The organism is Enterobacter sp. Ap-1006 (assembly GCF_011752835.1).
GTDB lineage: Bacteria > Pseudomonadota > Gammaproteobacteria > Enterobacterales > Enterobacteriaceae > Cedecea.
Window position 1 is genome coordinate 1 of sequence record NZ_VWWU01000011.1, and the last position, 15509, is coordinate 15509.

The 15509-nt window shown below is 52.1% G+C and carries 13 protein-coding genes; 10 read left to right on the forward strand and 3 right to left on the reverse strand.

The window, feature by feature from the left end; all coding sequences use genetic code 11:
• The 10 genes from F3J28_RS21800 to F3J28_RS21845 all read left to right on the forward strand — a co-directional run.
• Positions 1 to 176: EF-Tu C-terminal domain-related protein (locus F3J28_RS21800; protein ID WP_459167330.1), on the forward strand; the 176-nt coding region annotated here is incomplete at its 5' end.
• 234 nt (positions 177 to 410) lie between these two features.
• On the forward strand, positions 411 to 794 hold the full coding sequence (gene secE / locus F3J28_RS21805) for a preprotein translocase subunit SecE (RefSeq protein ID WP_008460146.1): 384 nt from the start codon (positions 411 to 413) through the stop codon (positions 792 to 794).
• A gap of 1 nt (position 795) precedes the next feature.
• Complete coding sequence (gene nusG / locus F3J28_RS21810) at positions 796 to 1341, forward strand: transcription termination/antitermination protein NusG (protein ID WP_003862341.1); 546 nt, start codon at positions 796 to 798, stop codon at positions 1339 to 1341.
• A 154-nt stretch (positions 1342 to 1495) separates the two neighbouring features.
• A complete protein-coding gene (gene rplK / locus F3J28_RS21815) occupies positions 1496 to 1924 on the forward strand; it encodes a 50S ribosomal protein L11 (RefSeq protein ID WP_008460147.1) in 429 nt (142 codons plus the stop codon).
• Positions 1925 to 1927: 3 nt separating this feature from the next.
• Positions 1928 to 2632, forward strand: coding sequence for a 50S ribosomal protein L1 (rplA, locus tag F3J28_RS21820; RefSeq protein ID WP_039289255.1), 705 nt, complete (start codon positions 1928 to 1930; stop codon positions 2630 to 2632).
• Between the two features lie 299 nt (positions 2633 to 2931).
• Positions 2932 to 3429: a 50S ribosomal protein L10 gene (rplJ, locus tag F3J28_RS21825; protein ID WP_002438625.1), complete on the forward strand. Its 498-nt coding sequence runs from the start codon at positions 2932 to 2934 to the stop codon at positions 3427 to 3429.
• A gap of 66 nt (positions 3430 to 3495) precedes the next feature.
• Positions 3496 to 3861, forward strand: a complete 366-nt coding sequence (gene rplL / locus F3J28_RS21830) for a 50S ribosomal protein L7/L12 (RefSeq protein WP_008460150.1) — start codon at positions 3496 to 3498, stop codon at positions 3859 to 3861.
• A gap of 326 nt (positions 3862 to 4187) precedes the next feature.
• On the forward strand, positions 4188 to 8216 hold the full coding sequence (gene rpoB, locus F3J28_RS21835) for a DNA-directed RNA polymerase subunit beta (RefSeq protein ID WP_008460151.1): 4029 nt from the start codon (positions 4188 to 4190) through the stop codon (positions 8214 to 8216).
• A gap of 75 nt (positions 8217 to 8291) precedes the next feature.
• Complete coding sequence (gene rpoC, locus F3J28_RS21840) at positions 8292 to 12512, forward strand: DNA-directed RNA polymerase subunit beta' (protein WP_039299359.1); 4221 nt, start codon at positions 8292 to 8294, stop codon at positions 12510 to 12512.
• 151 nt (positions 12513 to 12663) lie between these two features.
• Entirely contained in the window at positions 12664 to 13728 is a 1065-nt protein-coding gene (locus tag F3J28_RS21845; RefSeq protein ID WP_166879752.1) for an alpha/beta fold hydrolase, read from the forward strand.
• Here the strand turns inward: F3J28_RS21845 and F3J28_RS21850 are convergent.
• From F3J28_RS21850 to F3J28_RS21860, 3 genes are all read right to left on the reverse strand, one after another.
• Positions 13667 to 14689: a helix-turn-helix domain-containing protein gene (locus F3J28_RS21850; RefSeq protein ID WP_166879755.1), complete on the reverse strand. Its 1023-nt coding sequence runs from the start codon at positions 14687 to 14689 to the stop codon at positions 13667 to 13669. The two genes, F3J28_RS21845 and F3J28_RS21850, sit on opposite strands and share 62 nt — an antisense overlap.
• A gap of 148 nt (positions 14690 to 14837) precedes the next feature.
• Positions 14838 to 15155 (reverse strand): PTS lactose/cellobiose transporter subunit IIA, encoded by a 318-nt coding sequence (locus F3J28_RS21855; protein WP_008460153.1) that lies wholly within the window; start codon positions 15153 to 15155, stop codon positions 14838 to 14840.
• A gap of 3 nt (positions 15156 to 15158) precedes the next feature.
• Complete coding sequence (locus tag F3J28_RS21860; RefSeq protein ID WP_008460154.1) at positions 15159 to 15464, reverse strand: PTS sugar transporter subunit IIB; 306 nt, start codon at positions 15462 to 15464, stop codon at positions 15159 to 15161.
• Between the last annotated feature and the right edge of the window lie 45 nt (positions 15465 to 15509).

Genomic DNA, 15509 nt, shown 5'->3' on the forward strand with positions numbered 1-15509 from the left:
ACGTGACCGGTACCATCGAACTGCCAGAAGGCGTAGAGATGGTAATGCCAGGCGACAACATCAAAATGGTTGTTACCCTGATCCACCCAATCGCGATGGACGACGGTCTGCGTTTCGCAATCCGTGAGGGTGGTCGTACCGTTGGTGCAGGCGTTGTTGCTAAAGTTATCGCTTAATCGCTGATAACATTTGACGCAATGCACAAGAAGAGGGCATCATTTGATGCCCTTTTTGTACGCTTTCGAACCAGAACCTGGCTCATCAGTGATTTTTTACCGATAATCATTGCTGAGACAGGCTCTGAAGATGGCGTTTATGCCGGGTAGTGTCTGAAAAGAGCCATTCGGTTTGGTTTGCCTCGCAGTGGCGGGGCAAAAGTGTTTGTCTGATTTATTGTGACAGGTTGGTTTATGAGTGCGAATACCGAAGCTCAAGGGAGCGGGCGTGGCCTCGAAGCGATGAAGTGGCTGGCAGTAGTCGTTTTGCTGCTCGTGGCAATCGTGGGCAACTACATTTATCGTGATATCACTCTGCCGCTTCGTGCACTGGCTGTGGTCATTCTGATTGCAGCCGCAGGTGGTGTTGCGCTGCTGACGGTAAAAGGCAAAGCAACCGTAGCGTTTGCTCGTGAAGCAAGAACGGAAGTACGTAAGGTTATTTGGCCTACTCGCCAGGAAACTCTGCACACCACTTTAATCGTGGCAGCGGTTACCGCTGTGATGTCACTGATTCTGTGGGGGCTGGATGGTATTCTGGTCCGCCTGGTATCTTTTATTACTGGCCTGAGGTTCTGAGATGTCTGAAGCCCCTAAAAAGCGTTGGTACGTCGTTCAGGCGTTTTCCGGTTTTGAAGGTCGTGTAGCCACGTCGCTGCGCGAACATATCAAACTCCATAATATGGAAGAGCTGTTTGGCGAAGTGATGGTTCCAACCGAAGAGGTTGTTGAAATCCGCGGTGGCCAACGCCGTAAGAGCGAACGTAAATTCTTCCCGGGTTACGTTCTGGTCCAGATGGTGATGAACGATGCGAGCTGGCACCTGGTGCGTAGCGTTCCGCGCGTAATGGGTTTCATCGGCGGGACTTCCGATCGTCCAGCCCCAATCAGCGATAAAGAAGTTGATGCGATCATGAACCGCCTGCAGCAGGTGGGTGACAAGCCGCGTCCGAAAACGCTGTTTGAACCAGGTGAAATGGTTCGCGTTAATGACGGTCCATTTGCGGACTTCAACGGTGTAGTGGAAGAAGTGGATTACGAGAAGAGCCGCCTGAAGGTTTCCGTTTCCATCTTTGGTCGTGCGACGCCGGTTGAGCTGGATTTTGCTCAGGTGGAAAAAGCCTGATAATTTGATCGTTTAAGCAGCGATTATTCATTGCACAGGGCGCGAAATTGACATACAATTTCGCGCCTTTTGTTTTTATGTGTCCAGTACACGTAAGACGTTTATTCACGGGGAGCCTTCTTGAGGCGCTATTACCCAATCAGAGGATTTTAGAATGGCTAAGAAAGTACAAGCCTACGTCAAGCTGCAGGTTGCAGCTGGTATGGCGAACCCAAGTCCACCAGTTGGTCCAGCTCTGGGTCAGCAGGGTGTGAACATCATGGAATTCTGTAAAGCGTTTAACGCAAAAACTGAATCCCTGGAAAAAGGTCTGCCAATTCCGGTTGTTATTACCGTTTACGCTGACCGTTCTTTCACTTTCGTTACCAAAACCCCTCCAGCAGCAGTTCTGCTGAAGAAAGCGGCTGGTATCAAGTCTGGTTCCGGTAAGCCGAACAAAGACAAAGTGGGTAAAGTTTCCCGCGCCCAGCTGCAGGAAATCGCGCAGACCAAAGCTGCCGACATGACTGGTTCCGACATTGAAGCGATGACTCGCTCCATTGAAGGTACTGCACGTTCCATGGGCCTGGTAGTGGAGGACTAAGAAATGGCTAAACTGACCAAGCGCATGTCCGTGATCCGTGACAAAGTTGATGCTACCAAACAGTACGACATCAACGAAGCTATCGCTCTGCTGAAAGAACTGGCTACCGCTAAGTTCGTTGAAAGCGTTGACGTTGCTGTTAACCTGGGCATCGATGCTCGTAAATCTGACCAGAACGTTCGTGGTGCAACTGTACTGCCACACGGTACTGGCCGTTCCGTTCGCGTAGCCGTATTTGCTCAGGGCCCTAACGCTGAAGCAGCTAAAGCTGCTGGCGCAGAGCTGGTAGGTATGGAAGATCTGGCTGACCAGATCAAGAAAGGCGAAATGAACTTCGACGTTGTTATCGCATCTCCAGATGCAATGCGCGTTGTTGGCCAGCTGGGTCAGGTTCTGGGTCCACGCGGCCTGATGCCAAACCCGAAAGTTGGTACCGTAACTCCTAACGTTGCTGAAGCAGTTAAAAATGCTAAAGCAGGTCAGGTTCGTTACCGTAACGACAAAAACGGCATCATCCACACCACCATCGGTAAAGTGGACTTTGACGCTGACAAACTGAAAGAAAACCTGGAATCTCTGCTGGTTGCGCTGAAAAAAGCAAAACCATCTCAGGCAAAAGGCGTGTACATCAAGAAAGTTAGCATCTCCACCACCATGGGTGCAGGTGTTGCGGTTGACCAGGCTGGTCTGAACGCAGCGGCGAACTAATAATCGCCTTTACGCGGGCGAAAGATTAGTCTATTATCTTACGCCCGTTGTTCTGTTTAGGCAGAACACAAAGAATTTTCGGTTGGAGCCTGGCCTTATCCAGGCCTCCGTCCAAGACCGCAGGTGTTTCGCAAGAGACTTAATTGCCTGCGTAGACGGTGACAGAACCTGAAGAATATTTTTAGATAGTCTTTAGCTTGTTTCTGCTCACCGTATGTAGACGCACTTTTCCATTTTGGTTAAGTGCGAAGTGAGTTTCGGGACGTTTCGTCCCGGCTAAAACCCAGGAGCAAAAGCTAATGGCTTTAAATCTTCAAGACAAACAAGCGATTGTTGCTGAAGTCAGCGAAGTAGCCAAAGGCGCGCTGTCTGCAGTAGTTGCGGATTCCCGTGGCGTTACTGTAGACAAAATGACCGAACTGCGTAAAGCAGGTCGCGAAGCCGGCGTTTACATGCGTGTTGTTCGTAACACCCTGCTGCGCCGTGTTGTTGAAGGTACTCAGTTTGAGTGCCTGAAAGACGCGTTCGTTGGTCCGACCCTGATTGCATATTCTATGGAACACCCGGGCGCTGCTGCTCGTCTGTTCAAAGAGTTCGCTAAAGCGAATGCAAAATTTGAGGTCAAAGCCGCTGCCTTTGAAGGTGAGCTGATCCCGGCGTCGCAAATCGACCGCCTGGCAACTCTGCCGACCTACGAAGAAGCAATTGCACGCCTGATGGCAACCATGAAAGAAGCTTCGGCTGGCAAACTGGTTCGTACTCTGGCTGCTGTACGCGATGCGAAAGAAGCTGCTTAATCGCAGTTTTCTTTATCAAGTATTCGCTTACGTATAAACTTATTCTGATATTCAGGAACAATTTAAATGTCTATCACTAAAGATCAAATCATTGAAGCAGTATCCGCTATGTCCGTAATGGACGTTGTAGAACTGATCTCTGCAATGGAAGAAAAATTCGGTGTTTCTGCTGCTGCTGCTGTAGCTGTTGCTGCTGGCCCAGCTGAAGCTGCTGAAGAAAAAACTGAGTTCGACGTTATTCTGAAATCTGCTGGCGCTAACAAAGTTGCCGTAATCAAAGCAGTTCGTGGCGCAACTGGCCTGGGTCTGAAAGAAGCTAAAGACCTGGCAGAAACCCCGAATGCCGTTCTGAAAGAAGGCATCAGCAAAGACGACGCAGAAGCTCTGAAAAAATCTCTGGAAGAAGCTGGCGCTGAAGTTGAAGTTAAATAAGCCAACCTTTCCGGTTGCAGCCTAAGTCATTAGGCTGATGGCTGGTGACTTTTTAGTCACCAGCCTTTTTGCGCTGTAGGGTGCCAGTAGTGTTTCACACTGTTTGACTGCTGGTTTCCATTCAATGCATGTTTCTATCGACGCCTTAATATACTGCGACTTTCTACGCCGGGAGTTCCGGGGTAAAGCGCAATGAAATGGTTTAAGAGTGATAGAAACAGGTATTGCGGGGAGTGTTCCACTTTCCGGTCCACAAAATAGTGTTGCATAAACTGCCCCTTTCGACGGGCAGATGGGTCGACTTGTCAGCGAGCTGAGGAACCCTAATGGTTTACTCCTATACCGAGAAAAAACGTATTCGTAAGGATTTTGGAAAGCGTCCACAAGTACTGGACATTCCTTATCTCCTTTCTATCCAGCTTGACTCGTTCCAGAAGTTTATCGAGCAAGATCCCGAAGGACAGTACGGCCTGGAAGCTGCTTTCCGCTCCGTATTCCCGATCGCAAGCTACAGCGGCAACTCCGAGCTGCAGTATGTGAGCTATCGCCTGGGCGAACCTGTATTTGACGTTAAAGAATGTCAAATCCGTGGCGTGACGTATTCTGCTCCGCTGCGTGTGAAACTGCGTCTGGTGATCTACGAGCGCGAAGCGCCGGAAGGCACCGTTAAAGACATCAAAGAACAAGAAGTGTACATGGGCGAGATTCCGCTCATGACCGACAACGGGACTTTCGTTATCAACGGTACTGAGCGCGTTATCGTTTCTCAGCTTCACCGTAGCCCGGGTGTGTTCTTCGACAGTGACAAAGGTAAGACCCACTCTTCAGGGAAGGTGCTGTATAACGCACGTATCATCCCTTACCGTGGTTCCTGGCTGGACTTCGAATTCGACCCGAAAGATAACCTGTTCGTACGTATTGACCGTCGCCGCAAACTGCCTGCGACCATCATCCTGCGCGCACTGAACTACACCACTGAGCAGATCCTTGACCTGTTCTTTGAGAAAGTTAATTTCGAAATCCGTGACAACAAGCTGCAGATGGAGCTGGTACCGGAGCGCCTGCGTGGCGAAACCGCATCCTTCGACATCGAAGCTGACGGTAAAGTGTACGTTGAAAAAGGCCGCCGCATCACCGCGCGCCACATTCGCCAACTGGAAAAAGACGATATCAAACATATCGAAGTTCCTGTTGAGTACATCGCCGGTAAAGTTGCGGCTAAAGACTACGTTGATGCTTCTACCGGCGAACTGATTTGCCCGGCGAACATGGAACTGTCTTTGGATCTGCTGGCCAAACTGAGCCAGTCAGGCCACAAGCGTATTGAAACGCTGTTCACCAACGATCTTGATCATGGTGCCTATATCTCCGAGACCGTACGTGTCGATCCAACCAATGACCGCCTGAGCGCGCTGGTTGAAATCTACCGTATGATGCGTCCTGGTGAGCCACCAACGCGTGAAGCAGCTGAAAGCCTGTTCGAGAACCTGTTCTTCTCCGAAGACCGTTATGACCTGTCTGCGGTAGGTCGTATGAAGTTCAACCGTTCTCTGCTGCGTGATGAAATCGAAGGCTCGGGCATCCTGAGCAAAGACGACATCATCGAAGTTATGCGTAAGCTGATCGGTATTCGTAACGGCCAGGGCGAAGTGGATGATATCGACCACCTCGGCAACCGTCGTATCCGTTCCGTCGGCGAAATGGCGGAAAACCAGTTCCGCGTTGGCCTGGTGCGTGTTGAGCGTGCGGTGAAAGAGCGTCTGTCCCTGGGCGATCTGGATACCCTGATGCCTCAGGACATGATCAACGCCAAGCCTATCTCTGCGGCAGTGAAAGAGTTCTTCGGTTCCAGCCAGCTGTCTCAGTTCATGGACCAGAACAACCCGCTGTCCGAGATTACGCATAAACGTCGTATCTCCGCGTTGGGCCCAGGCGGTCTGACCCGTGAGCGCGCGGGCTTCGAAGTACGTGACGTACACCCAACCCACTACGGTCGTGTGTGTCCAATCGAAACCCCTGAAGGTCCAAACATCGGTCTGATCAACTCCCTGTCCGTGTACGCACAGACTAACGAATACGGCTTCCTTGAGACTCCGTATCGTCGCGTTGTTGACGGCGTTGTGACCGACGAAATTCATTACCTGTCTGCTATCGAAGAAGGTAACTACGTTATCGCTCAGGCGAACACCAACCTGAACGAAGAAGGTCGTTTCGTAGACGACCTCGTTACCTGCCGTAGCAAAGGCGAATCCAGCTTGTTCAGCAACGACCAGGTTGACTACATGGACGTTTCCACCCAGCAGGTGGTTTCCGTCGGTGCGTCCCTGATCCCGTTCCTGGAACACGATGACGCCAACCGTGCCTTGATGGGTGCGAACATGCAACGTCAGGCGGTTCCAACTCTGCGTGCTGATAAGCCGCTGGTTGGTACCGGTATGGAACGCGCTGTAGCCGTTGACTCCGGCGTTACTGCCGTAGCGAAACGTGGCGGTACCGTTCAGTACGTTGATGCATCCCGTATCGTTATCAAAGTTAACGAAGACGAGATGTACCCAGGCGAAGCGGGTATCGACATCTACAACCTGACCAAGTACACCCGTTCTAACCAGAACACCTGTATCAACCAGATGCCGTGTGTGTCCCTGGGTGAGCCAATCGAACGTGGCGACGTGCTGGCAGACGGTCCGTCTACCGACCTCGGTGAACTGGCGCTTGGCCAGAACATGCGCGTAGCGTTCATGCCCTGGAATGGTTACAACTTCGAAGACTCCATCCTCGTATCCGAGCGTGTTGTTCAGGAAGACCGTTTCACCACCATCCACATTCAGGAACTGGCTTGTGTGTCTCGCGACACCAAACTGGGGCCAGAAGAGATCACCGCTGACATCCCTAACGTGGGTGAAGCTGCGCTCTCCAAACTGGATGAATCCGGTATCGTATATATCGGTGCTGAAGTGACCGGCGGTGACATTCTGGTGGGTAAGGTAACGCCGAAAGGTGAAACCCAGCTGACGCCAGAAGAGAAACTGCTGCGCGCAATCTTCGGTGAGAAAGCGTCTGACGTTAAAGACTCTTCCCTGCGCGTACCAAACGGCGTTTCCGGTACTGTTATCGACGTTCAGGTCTTCACCCGCGATGGCGTGGAAAAAGACAAACGTGCGCTGGAAATCGAAGAGATGCAGCTGAAGCAGGCTAAGAAAGACCTGTCTGAAGAACTGCAGATCCTCGAAGCGGGTCTGTTCAGCCGTATCTATGCCGTGCTGGTTTCCGGTGGTGTTGAAGCTGACAAGCTCGACAAACTGCCACGTGACCGCTGGCTGGAACTGGGCCTGACCGACGAAGAGAAGCAAAACCAGCTGGAGCAGCTGGCAGAGCAGTACGACGAGCTGAAGCATGAGTTTGAGAAGAAACTCGAAGCTAAGCGCCGCAAAATCACTCAGGGCGATGACCTGGCACCTGGCGTGCTGAAAATCGTGAAAGTGTATCTGGCCGTTAAACGTCAGATTCAGCCTGGTGACAAGATGGCAGGTCGTCACGGGAACAAAGGTGTTATCTCCAAGATCAACCCGATCGAAGATATGCCATACGATGAAAACGGCACGCCGGTAGACATCGTACTGAACCCGTTGGGCGTACCATCTCGTATGAACATCGGTCAGATCCTGGAAACCCACCTGGGTATGGCGGCGAAAGGCATCGGCGAGAAGATCAACGCCATGCTGAAACAGCAGCAGGAAGTCGCGAAACTGCGCGAATTCATCCAGAAAGCGTATGACCTGGGTACAGACGTTCGTCAGAAGGTTGATCTGAATACCTTCACCGACGAAGAAGTTCTGCGCCTGGCTGAAAACCTGAAAAAAGGTATGCCGATTGCTACTCCGGTATTCGACGGTGCAAAAGAGTCGGAAATCAAAGAGCTGCTGCAACTCGGCGGTCTGCCATCTTCTGGCCAGATCACCCTGTTCGACGGCCGTACCGGTGAGCAGTTTGAGCGTCAGGTAACCGTAGGTTACATGTACATGCTGAAACTGAACCACTTGGTTGATGACAAGATGCACGCGCGTTCTACCGGTTCTTACAGCCTGGTTACTCAGCAGCCGCTGGGTGGTAAGGCTCAGTTCGGTGGTCAGCGCTTCGGTGAGATGGAAGTGTGGGCGCTGGAAGCATATGGCGCTGCCTATACCCTGCAGGAAATGCTGACCGTTAAGTCTGATGACGTGAACGGCCGTACCAAGATGTATAAGAACATCGTGGATGGCAATCATCAGATGGAACCGGGCATGCCGGAATCCTTCAACGTTCTGTTGAAAGAGATCCGTTCGCTGGGTATCAACATCGAGCTGGAAGACGAGTAATCGTTGCTCAAAAGGTCCAGGGTGCCCGGCTAACGCCGGGCATCACAGAGTGCTAACTCCGACGGGAGCAAATCCGTGAAAGACTTATTAAAGTTTCTGAAAGCGCAAACTAAAACCGAAGAGTTTGATGCGATCAAAATTGCTCTGGCATCGCCAGACATGATCCGTTCATGGTCTTTCGGTGAAGTTAAAAAGCCGGAAACCATCAACTACCGTACGTTCAAACCTGAGCGTGACGGTCTGTTCTGCGCCCGTATTTTTGGGCCAGTGAAAGACTACGAGTGCCTGTGCGGTAAGTACAAGCGCCTGAAGCACCGTGGTGTCATTTGTGAGAAGTGTGGCGTAGAAGTTACCCAGACTAAAGTTCGTCGTGAGCGTATGGGTCACATCGAACTGGCTTCTCCAACTGCCCACATTTGGTTCCTGAAGTCTCTGCCATCTCGTATCGGCCTGCTGCTGGATATGCCGCTGCGTGATATCGAGCGCGTGCTGTACTTTGAATCTTATGTTGTTATCGAAGGCGGGATGACCAACCTCGAGCGCCGTCAGATCCTGACTGAAGAGCAGTATCTGGATGCGCTGGAAGAGTTCGGTGACGAATTCGATGCGAAGATGGGTGCGGAAGCTATTCAGGCCCTGCTGAAGAGCATGGATCTGGAGCAAGAGTGTGAAACTCTGCGCGAAGAGCTGAACGAAACCAACTCCGAAACCAAACGTAAAAAGCTGACCAAGCGTATCAAGCTGCTGGAAGCGTTCGTTCAGTCTGGTAACAAACCAGAGTGGATGATCCTGACCGTTCTGCCGGTTCTGCCGCCAGATCTGCGTCCGCTGGTACCGCTGGATGGTGGTCGTTTCGCAACCTCAGATCTGAACGATCTGTACCGTCGCGTGATCAACCGTAACAACCGTCTGAAACGTCTGCTTGATCTGGCGGCTCCTGACATCATCGTACGTAACGAAAAACGTATGCTGCAGGAAGCGGTGGATGCCCTGCTGGATAACGGCCGTCGCGGTCGTGCCATCACCGGCTCTAACAAACGTCCTCTGAAATCTTTGGCCGACATGATCAAAGGTAAGCAGGGTCGTTTCCGTCAGAACCTGCTGGGTAAACGTGTTGACTACTCCGGTCGTTCTGTAATCACCGTAGGTCCATACCTGCGTCTGCATCAGTGCGGTCTGCCGAAGAAAATGGCACTGGAGCTGTTCAAACCGTTCATCTACGGCAAGCTGGAACTGCGTGGCCTCGCGACCACCATCAAAGCTGCTAAGAAAATGGTTGAGCGTGAAGAAGCTGTCGTTTGGGATATCCTGGATGAAGTTATCCGCGAACACCCGGTACTGCTGAACCGTGCACCAACCCTGCACCGTTTGGGTATCCAGGCATTTGAACCTGTTCTGATCGAAGGTAAAGCTATCCAGCTGCACCCGCTGGTTTGTGCGGCATATAACGCCGACTTCGATGGTGACCAGATGGCAGTACACGTTCCGCTGACGCTTGAAGCTCAGCTGGAAGCGCGTGCGCTGATGATGTCTACCAACAACATCCTGTCCCCAGCGAACGGCGAGCCAATCATCGTTCCTTCTCAGGACGTTGTATTGGGTCTGTACTACATGACCCGTGACTGTGTTAACGCCAAAGGCGAAGGCATGGTGCTGACTGGCCCTAAAGAAGCTGAGCGTATTTATCGCGCTGGCCTGGCCTCTCTGCATGCGCGCGTTAAAGTGCGTATCACCGAATACGAAAAAGATGCTCAGGGCACATTCGTTGCGAAAACCAGCCTGATCGACACCACCATTGGTCGTGCGATTCTGTGGATGATCGTACCGAAAGGTCTGCCTTTCTCCATCGTCAACCAGGCGCTGGGTAAAAAGGCCATCTCTAAGATGCTGAACACCTGTTACCGTATTCTGGGCCTGAAACCGACCGTTATTTTTGCGGACCAGACGATGTACACCGGCTTTGCTTACGCAGCGCGTTCAGGTGCATCCGTTGGTATTGATGACATGGTCATCCCGGAGAAAAAATACGAGATCATCAGCGAAGCGGAAGCTGAAGTTGCTGAGATCCAGGAGCAGTTCCAGTCCGGTCTGGTTACCGCTGGCGAACGCTATAACAAAGTTATCGATATCTGGGCTGCGGCGAACGATCGTGTATCCAAAGCGATGATGGATAACCTGCAAACCGAAACCGTGATTAACCGTGACGGCGTCGAAGAGCAGCAGGTTTCCTTCAACAGCATCTACATGATGGCCGACTCCGGTGCTCGTGGTTCTGCAGCACAGATTCGTCAGCTGGCCGGTATGCGTGGCCTGATGGCTAAGCCAGATGGCTCCATCATCGAAACGCCAATCACTGCGAACTTCCGTGAAGGTCTGAACGTACTCCAGTACTTCATCTCCACTCACGGTGCTCGTAAAGGTCTGGCGGATACCGCACTGAAAACGGCGAACTCCGGTTACCTGACTCGTCGTCTGGTAGACGTTGCCCAGGATCTGGTCGTTACTGAAGACGACTGTGGCACCCTGGAAGGCATCACCATGACGCCAGTTATCGAAGGTGGCGACGTTAAAGAGCCGCTGCGCGATCGCGTACTGGGTCGTGTGACTGCTGAAGATATTCTGAAGCCTGGCACTGCGGACATTCTGGTTCCACGCAACACGCTGCTGCACGAACAGTGGTGTGACCTGCTGGAAGCTAACTCTGTTGACAGCGTGAAAGTCCGTTCCGTAGTAGGTTGCGAAACTGACTTTGGCGTGTGTGCTCACTGCTACGGTCGCGACCTGGCACGTGGTCACATCATCAACAAAGGTGAAGCTATCGGGGTTATCGCGGCACAGTCCATCGGTGAACCTGGTACACAGCTGACGATGCGTACGTTCCACATCGGTGGTGCGGCATCCCGTTCTGCTGCTGAATCCAGCATTCAGGTTAAGAACAAAGGTAGCATCAAACTCAGCAACGCTAAGTCGGTTGTGAACTCCAGCGGTAAACTGGTTATCACTTCTCGTAACACCGAGCTGAAACTGATCGACGAATTCGGTCGTACCAAAGAGAGCTATAAAGTGCCTTACGGTGCTGTGATGGCGAAAGGTGATGGCGAGCAGGTTGCCGGCGGTGAAACCGTAGCAAACTGGGATCCACACACCATGCCGGTTATCTCGGAAGTGAGTGGTTTCATTCGCTTTACCGACATGATCGACGGCCAGACCATTACTCGTCAGACCGACGAGCTGACCGGTCTGTCCTCTCTGGTCGTTCTGGATTCTGCTGAGCGTACTGCGGGTGGTAAAGATCTGCGTCCTGCTCTGAAAATCGTTGATGCTAAAGGCAACGACGTTCTGATCCCTGGCACCGATATGCCGGCTCAGTACTTCCTGCCGGGTAAAGCGATTGTTCAGCTGGAAGATGGTATTCAGATCAGCTCCGGTGACGCCCTGGCGCGTATTCCACAGGAATCCAGCGGTACCAAGGATATTACCGGTGGTCTGCCACGCGTTGCTGACCTGTTCGAAGCCCGTCGTCCGAAAGAGCCGGCAATCCTGGCTGAAATCAGCGGCATCATTTCCTTCGGTAAAGAAACCAAAGGGAAACGTCGTCTGGTTATTACCCCGGTAGACGGTAGCGAGCCGTACGAAGAGATGATTCCGAAATGGCGTCAGCTTAACGTGTTCGAAGGCGAGCGTGTTGAACGTGGTGACGTTGTTTCCGATGGTCCAGAGTCTCCGCACGACATCCTGCGTCTGCGTGGCGTGTACGCTGTAACTCGTTACATCACTAACGAAGTACAGGACGTTTACCGTCTGCAAGGCGTTAAGATTAACGATAAACACATCGAAGTTATCGTTCGTCAGATGCTGCGTAAAGCCACCATCGTTAACGCAGGCAGCTCCGACTTCCTGGAAGGCGAGCAGGCTGAATACTCCCGCATTAAGATCGCTAACCGCGAACTGGATGCGAACGGCAAGATCAACGTGACCTTTGCACGCGATCTGCTGGGTATCACCAAAGCCTCTCTGGCAACCGAGTCCTTCATCTCCGCGGCATCGTTCCAGGAGACCACTCGAGTGCTGACCGAAGCAGCCGTTGCGGGCAAACGCGACGAACTGCGCGGCCTGAAAGAGAACGTCATCGTGGGTCGTCTGATCCCGGCCGGTACCGGTTATGCGTACCACCAGGATCGTATGCGTCGCCGTGCAGCGGGTGAAATCCCTGCGGCACCTCAGGTGACTGCTGAAGATGCTTCTGCCAGCCTGGCAGAACTGCTGAACGCAGGCCTGGGCGGTAACGACGAGTAATCGTGCGATACGCCTGAAATAAAAAACCCGCTTCGGCGGGTTTTTTTTATGCCTGAAACCGGTAAAAACAGGTGCTCGATCGTGTTTCAGGACGATTCGCCCAGCGAAGACAAACAGAATGCCGCTCTGTTTACTTCACCGGAGAATCACAATGTCACGGATCTTTTTCCTTTTTAGTTTGTTCTGTATGTTCAGCCAAATGGCCTATGGTGAAACCGCTTTTCGCCAGCACCTACTGGATGAACAGAGTGTCCGGCCTCTTGAAATGGCCGTTTGGTATCCTACCCGGCAGACGGGTAATCCAGAGCTTGTTGGTGATAACGTTGTATTTATGGGGACTCACGTGTTGCTGAACGCCACCCCGGACAATGAAGTGCACCCGTTGTTGCTGCTGTCCCATGGGTATGGCGGTAGCTGGCGTAATCTGAACTGGCTGGCAAGTATGATGGCCGCTCAGGGCTATATTGTTGCGGCGGTGAATCACCCTGGGACAACATTTGGTAATAAAAATGAGGCCGAAGCGCAACGGCTTTGGCAGCGTCCTCAGGACCTCCGGCGAGTATTGGACGCATTGATTACCTCGCCAGAAATTGCCGGGAAGATCGATCCGCAGCGCATCGCGGCCGTAGGGCATTCATTAGGCGGTTGGACAGTGATAGAACTGGCTGGCGGGCGTTTTGACGCTGACCGGTTCTTGCAGGACTGTAAACTGCATTCAGTATTGTCTGGCTGTAAACTGCAGCACACTTTAGGGATAGACCGGCAGGAATCAGCGGCACCATTGTCGGAAAATGCTCGCGATCCACGTATCAAAGCCATTGTCTCGCTCGATCTTGGCCTGGCCCGAGGTTTTTCACCCGCCAGCCTGGCGCAAATAGCAATCCCCGTTTTGGTCATGTCTGCCCAGTCGGACAGCGAAGAATTACCTGCCCGTCTCGAGTCGGCTTATCTGGCGCGTTATATTCCTCAAAAACAGCGCCGCGATGTTAGCGTCCCGGGGGCGACGCACTTCAGCTTTATGCAATTATGTAAGCCAGGAGCTACCGAACTTATTGAGCAAGCAAACCCGGGAGAAGGCATTGTCTGCCAGGATGGTGGCTCCGTTAGCAGAGCTGCCATCCATGCTTCTCTTGGGCGTGAGATCGGCGAATTTGTTAATCAGGCACTGGATTTTCACCCGCTAAACGCCGGAAGTCCGTCGGAGTTGACCCGCTAAGGCGGGCAAATTCTTTATTGAAGTGAGATTTTGTTGAGAAACCTGAGTCCAGCATGATTTGGGTCACGGGGAAGCGGGTATTTCGCAACAGCACCTGAGCGTGCCTGACGCGAAACCCGTTGACCCACTGAGAGACATTGCAGCCGCAGATCTGATTTACGGCCCGTGAAAGCTGCCGTGGCGCTATCCCGGATGCTTTTCCGATGAGGCTGAGCGTAATGTCGGGATCAAGAAACAGATTATCTTCTAAAAGGGTTTTCTCAATATGATGGTATAGCGCCGCCAGCTCCTCGTCATTGTGCTCTGGCACGGGGTCTTTCTGATCGCTAAGCACCTTTAGTGGTAGGGCCATTTGGCCCTTAAATACAACAGCCATACCGATAAACGGCAGTAGCAGCGTCTGGGATAGCGCCACCAATTTCGGAGCCTGTACGCCTTCAAAAAAATGAAAATCTATCGCTATTGCGAAATCAATTCCGCCGGAAAAACAAAGAAAGCAACCCGCTAAAAAAGTCATTGATGCCGCGATGTTCGAGTCGCTTAACCGGCTGAAAATAAAGGTATCAACGCCCTGGTGAGATATTTTGATCAAAGCAGAGCCATATCCGATAAACAAGAACATCAACGCGACATCTGTCATCGCTGGCGCCGCGAGATTCACGATCAGCGCTAAAGCAGGGGCAAGCCAGTAGGCTGCATATTTTGGCCCACCGCGTTGCCTGGTCAGACTGGCGAAGCAGTACCAGGCCAGCGGCGGAAGCGCAATCGCGGCCAGAGACTGGAGCTGGCGCAGAATGACGGCATCAAACGTCCACCGTAGCGCCGACAGCAGGATCAGGATTGCACATCCCGAGAGGAATATCGCCGCCTTACGGTACTCCGCATGCCTGGAAAACAAGATATTCAACAGCAGAAGAAGGAGAACGGTTAACGTGTAATAAGGCAGTGGGATGGCGGGCATAGTAATCTCTGTCGATGCAGCTCAAGGCTTTATGCAGTGTTATGCCACAAAACAAGGCGAAAGGCAGATCTCGACTTTTAGCAGTAGACGTAGATGAAAAACAAAATGCCCGCAATGCGGACATTTTGTCTGGTGAGGCTGAGCGAACTTATTTCACCAGCGGCAGGCGGCGGTAAAGCTCAATCATATCGGTAGCCAGATCCTGAATGACCATCGCGTTCATCAGGTGGTCCTGAGAGTGAACGGTAATAAGGTTTACCGGCAGTTTGCCGGAGCCTTCATCCAGGCCAATCAGTTGGGTCTGGATTTTATGGGCGTGTTTCACGAATTCGTGTGACTCTTCCATTGCCTTCTCGGCACCCTCAAAGTCACCTTTACGTGCCAGCTGTAGAGCAGTCAGGGCCTGGCTACGTGCGCTGCCGGCGTTGACCAGCAGTTCCATAATAATTGATTCTAAATCTTCCACATCTTACTCCATCATTTTCAGGGCTTTATCAAGCACCACGTCGCCTTTCATCAAACCGTAATCCATCATGTCGATAACGGCGACTTTTTTACCCAGAGGATCGGCAAGGGCCTGAAGTTTGGCCTGCTCATATTTCACCTGCGGACCAAGCAGAACGATGTCGGCGCGTTCGATGTTCTCTTTAAACTCTGCCACGGGCACAGCCTTGATTGAGACCTCGATGCCTTTCTTTTGTGCGGCATCAACCATACGTTGAACCAGAATACTGGTCGACATACCTGCAGCACAACACAACACGATATTTTTCATAGTTCGCTCTCAATGTCCGAAGGATACAGAGATATTTATCCGGCA

Excerpts from the sequence above, each read along its gene's own strand:
- rplJ (WP_002438625.1), top strand. The coding sequence starts at position 2,932 with ATGGCTTTAAATCTTCAAGACAAACAAGCGATTGTTGCTGAAGTCAGC.
- F3J28_RS21850 (WP_166879755.1), bottom strand. The coding sequence starts at position 14,689 with ATGCCCGCCATCCCACTGCCTTATTACACGTTAACCGTTCTCCTTCTT.
- rplK (WP_008460147.1), top strand. The coding sequence starts at position 1,496 with ATGGCTAAGAAAGTACAAGCCTACGTCAAGCTGCAGGTTGCAGCTGGT.
- F3J28_RS21845 (WP_166879752.1), top strand. The coding sequence starts at position 12,664 with ATGTCACGGATCTTTTTCCTTTTTAGTTTGTTCTGTATGTTCAGCCAA.
- nusG (WP_003862341.1), top strand. The coding sequence starts at position 796 with ATGTCTGAAGCCCCTAAAAAGCGTTGGTACGTCGTTCAGGCGTTTTCC.
- rpoB (WP_008460151.1), top strand. The coding sequence starts at position 4,188 with ATGGTTTACTCCTATACCGAGAAAAAACGTATTCGTAAGGATTTTGGA.
- F3J28_RS21860 (WP_008460154.1), bottom strand. The coding sequence starts at position 15,464 with ATGAAAAATATCGTGTTGTGTTGTGCTGCAGGTATGTCGACCAGTATT.
- rplL (WP_008460150.1), top strand. The coding sequence starts at position 3,496 with ATGTCTATCACTAAAGATCAAATCATTGAAGCAGTATCCGCTATGTCC.
- secE (WP_008460146.1), top strand. The coding sequence starts at position 411 with ATGAGTGCGAATACCGAAGCTCAAGGGAGCGGGCGTGGCCTCGAAGCG.
- rplA (WP_039289255.1), top strand. The coding sequence starts at position 1,928 with ATGGCTAAACTGACCAAGCGCATGTCCGTGATCCGTGACAAAGTTGAT.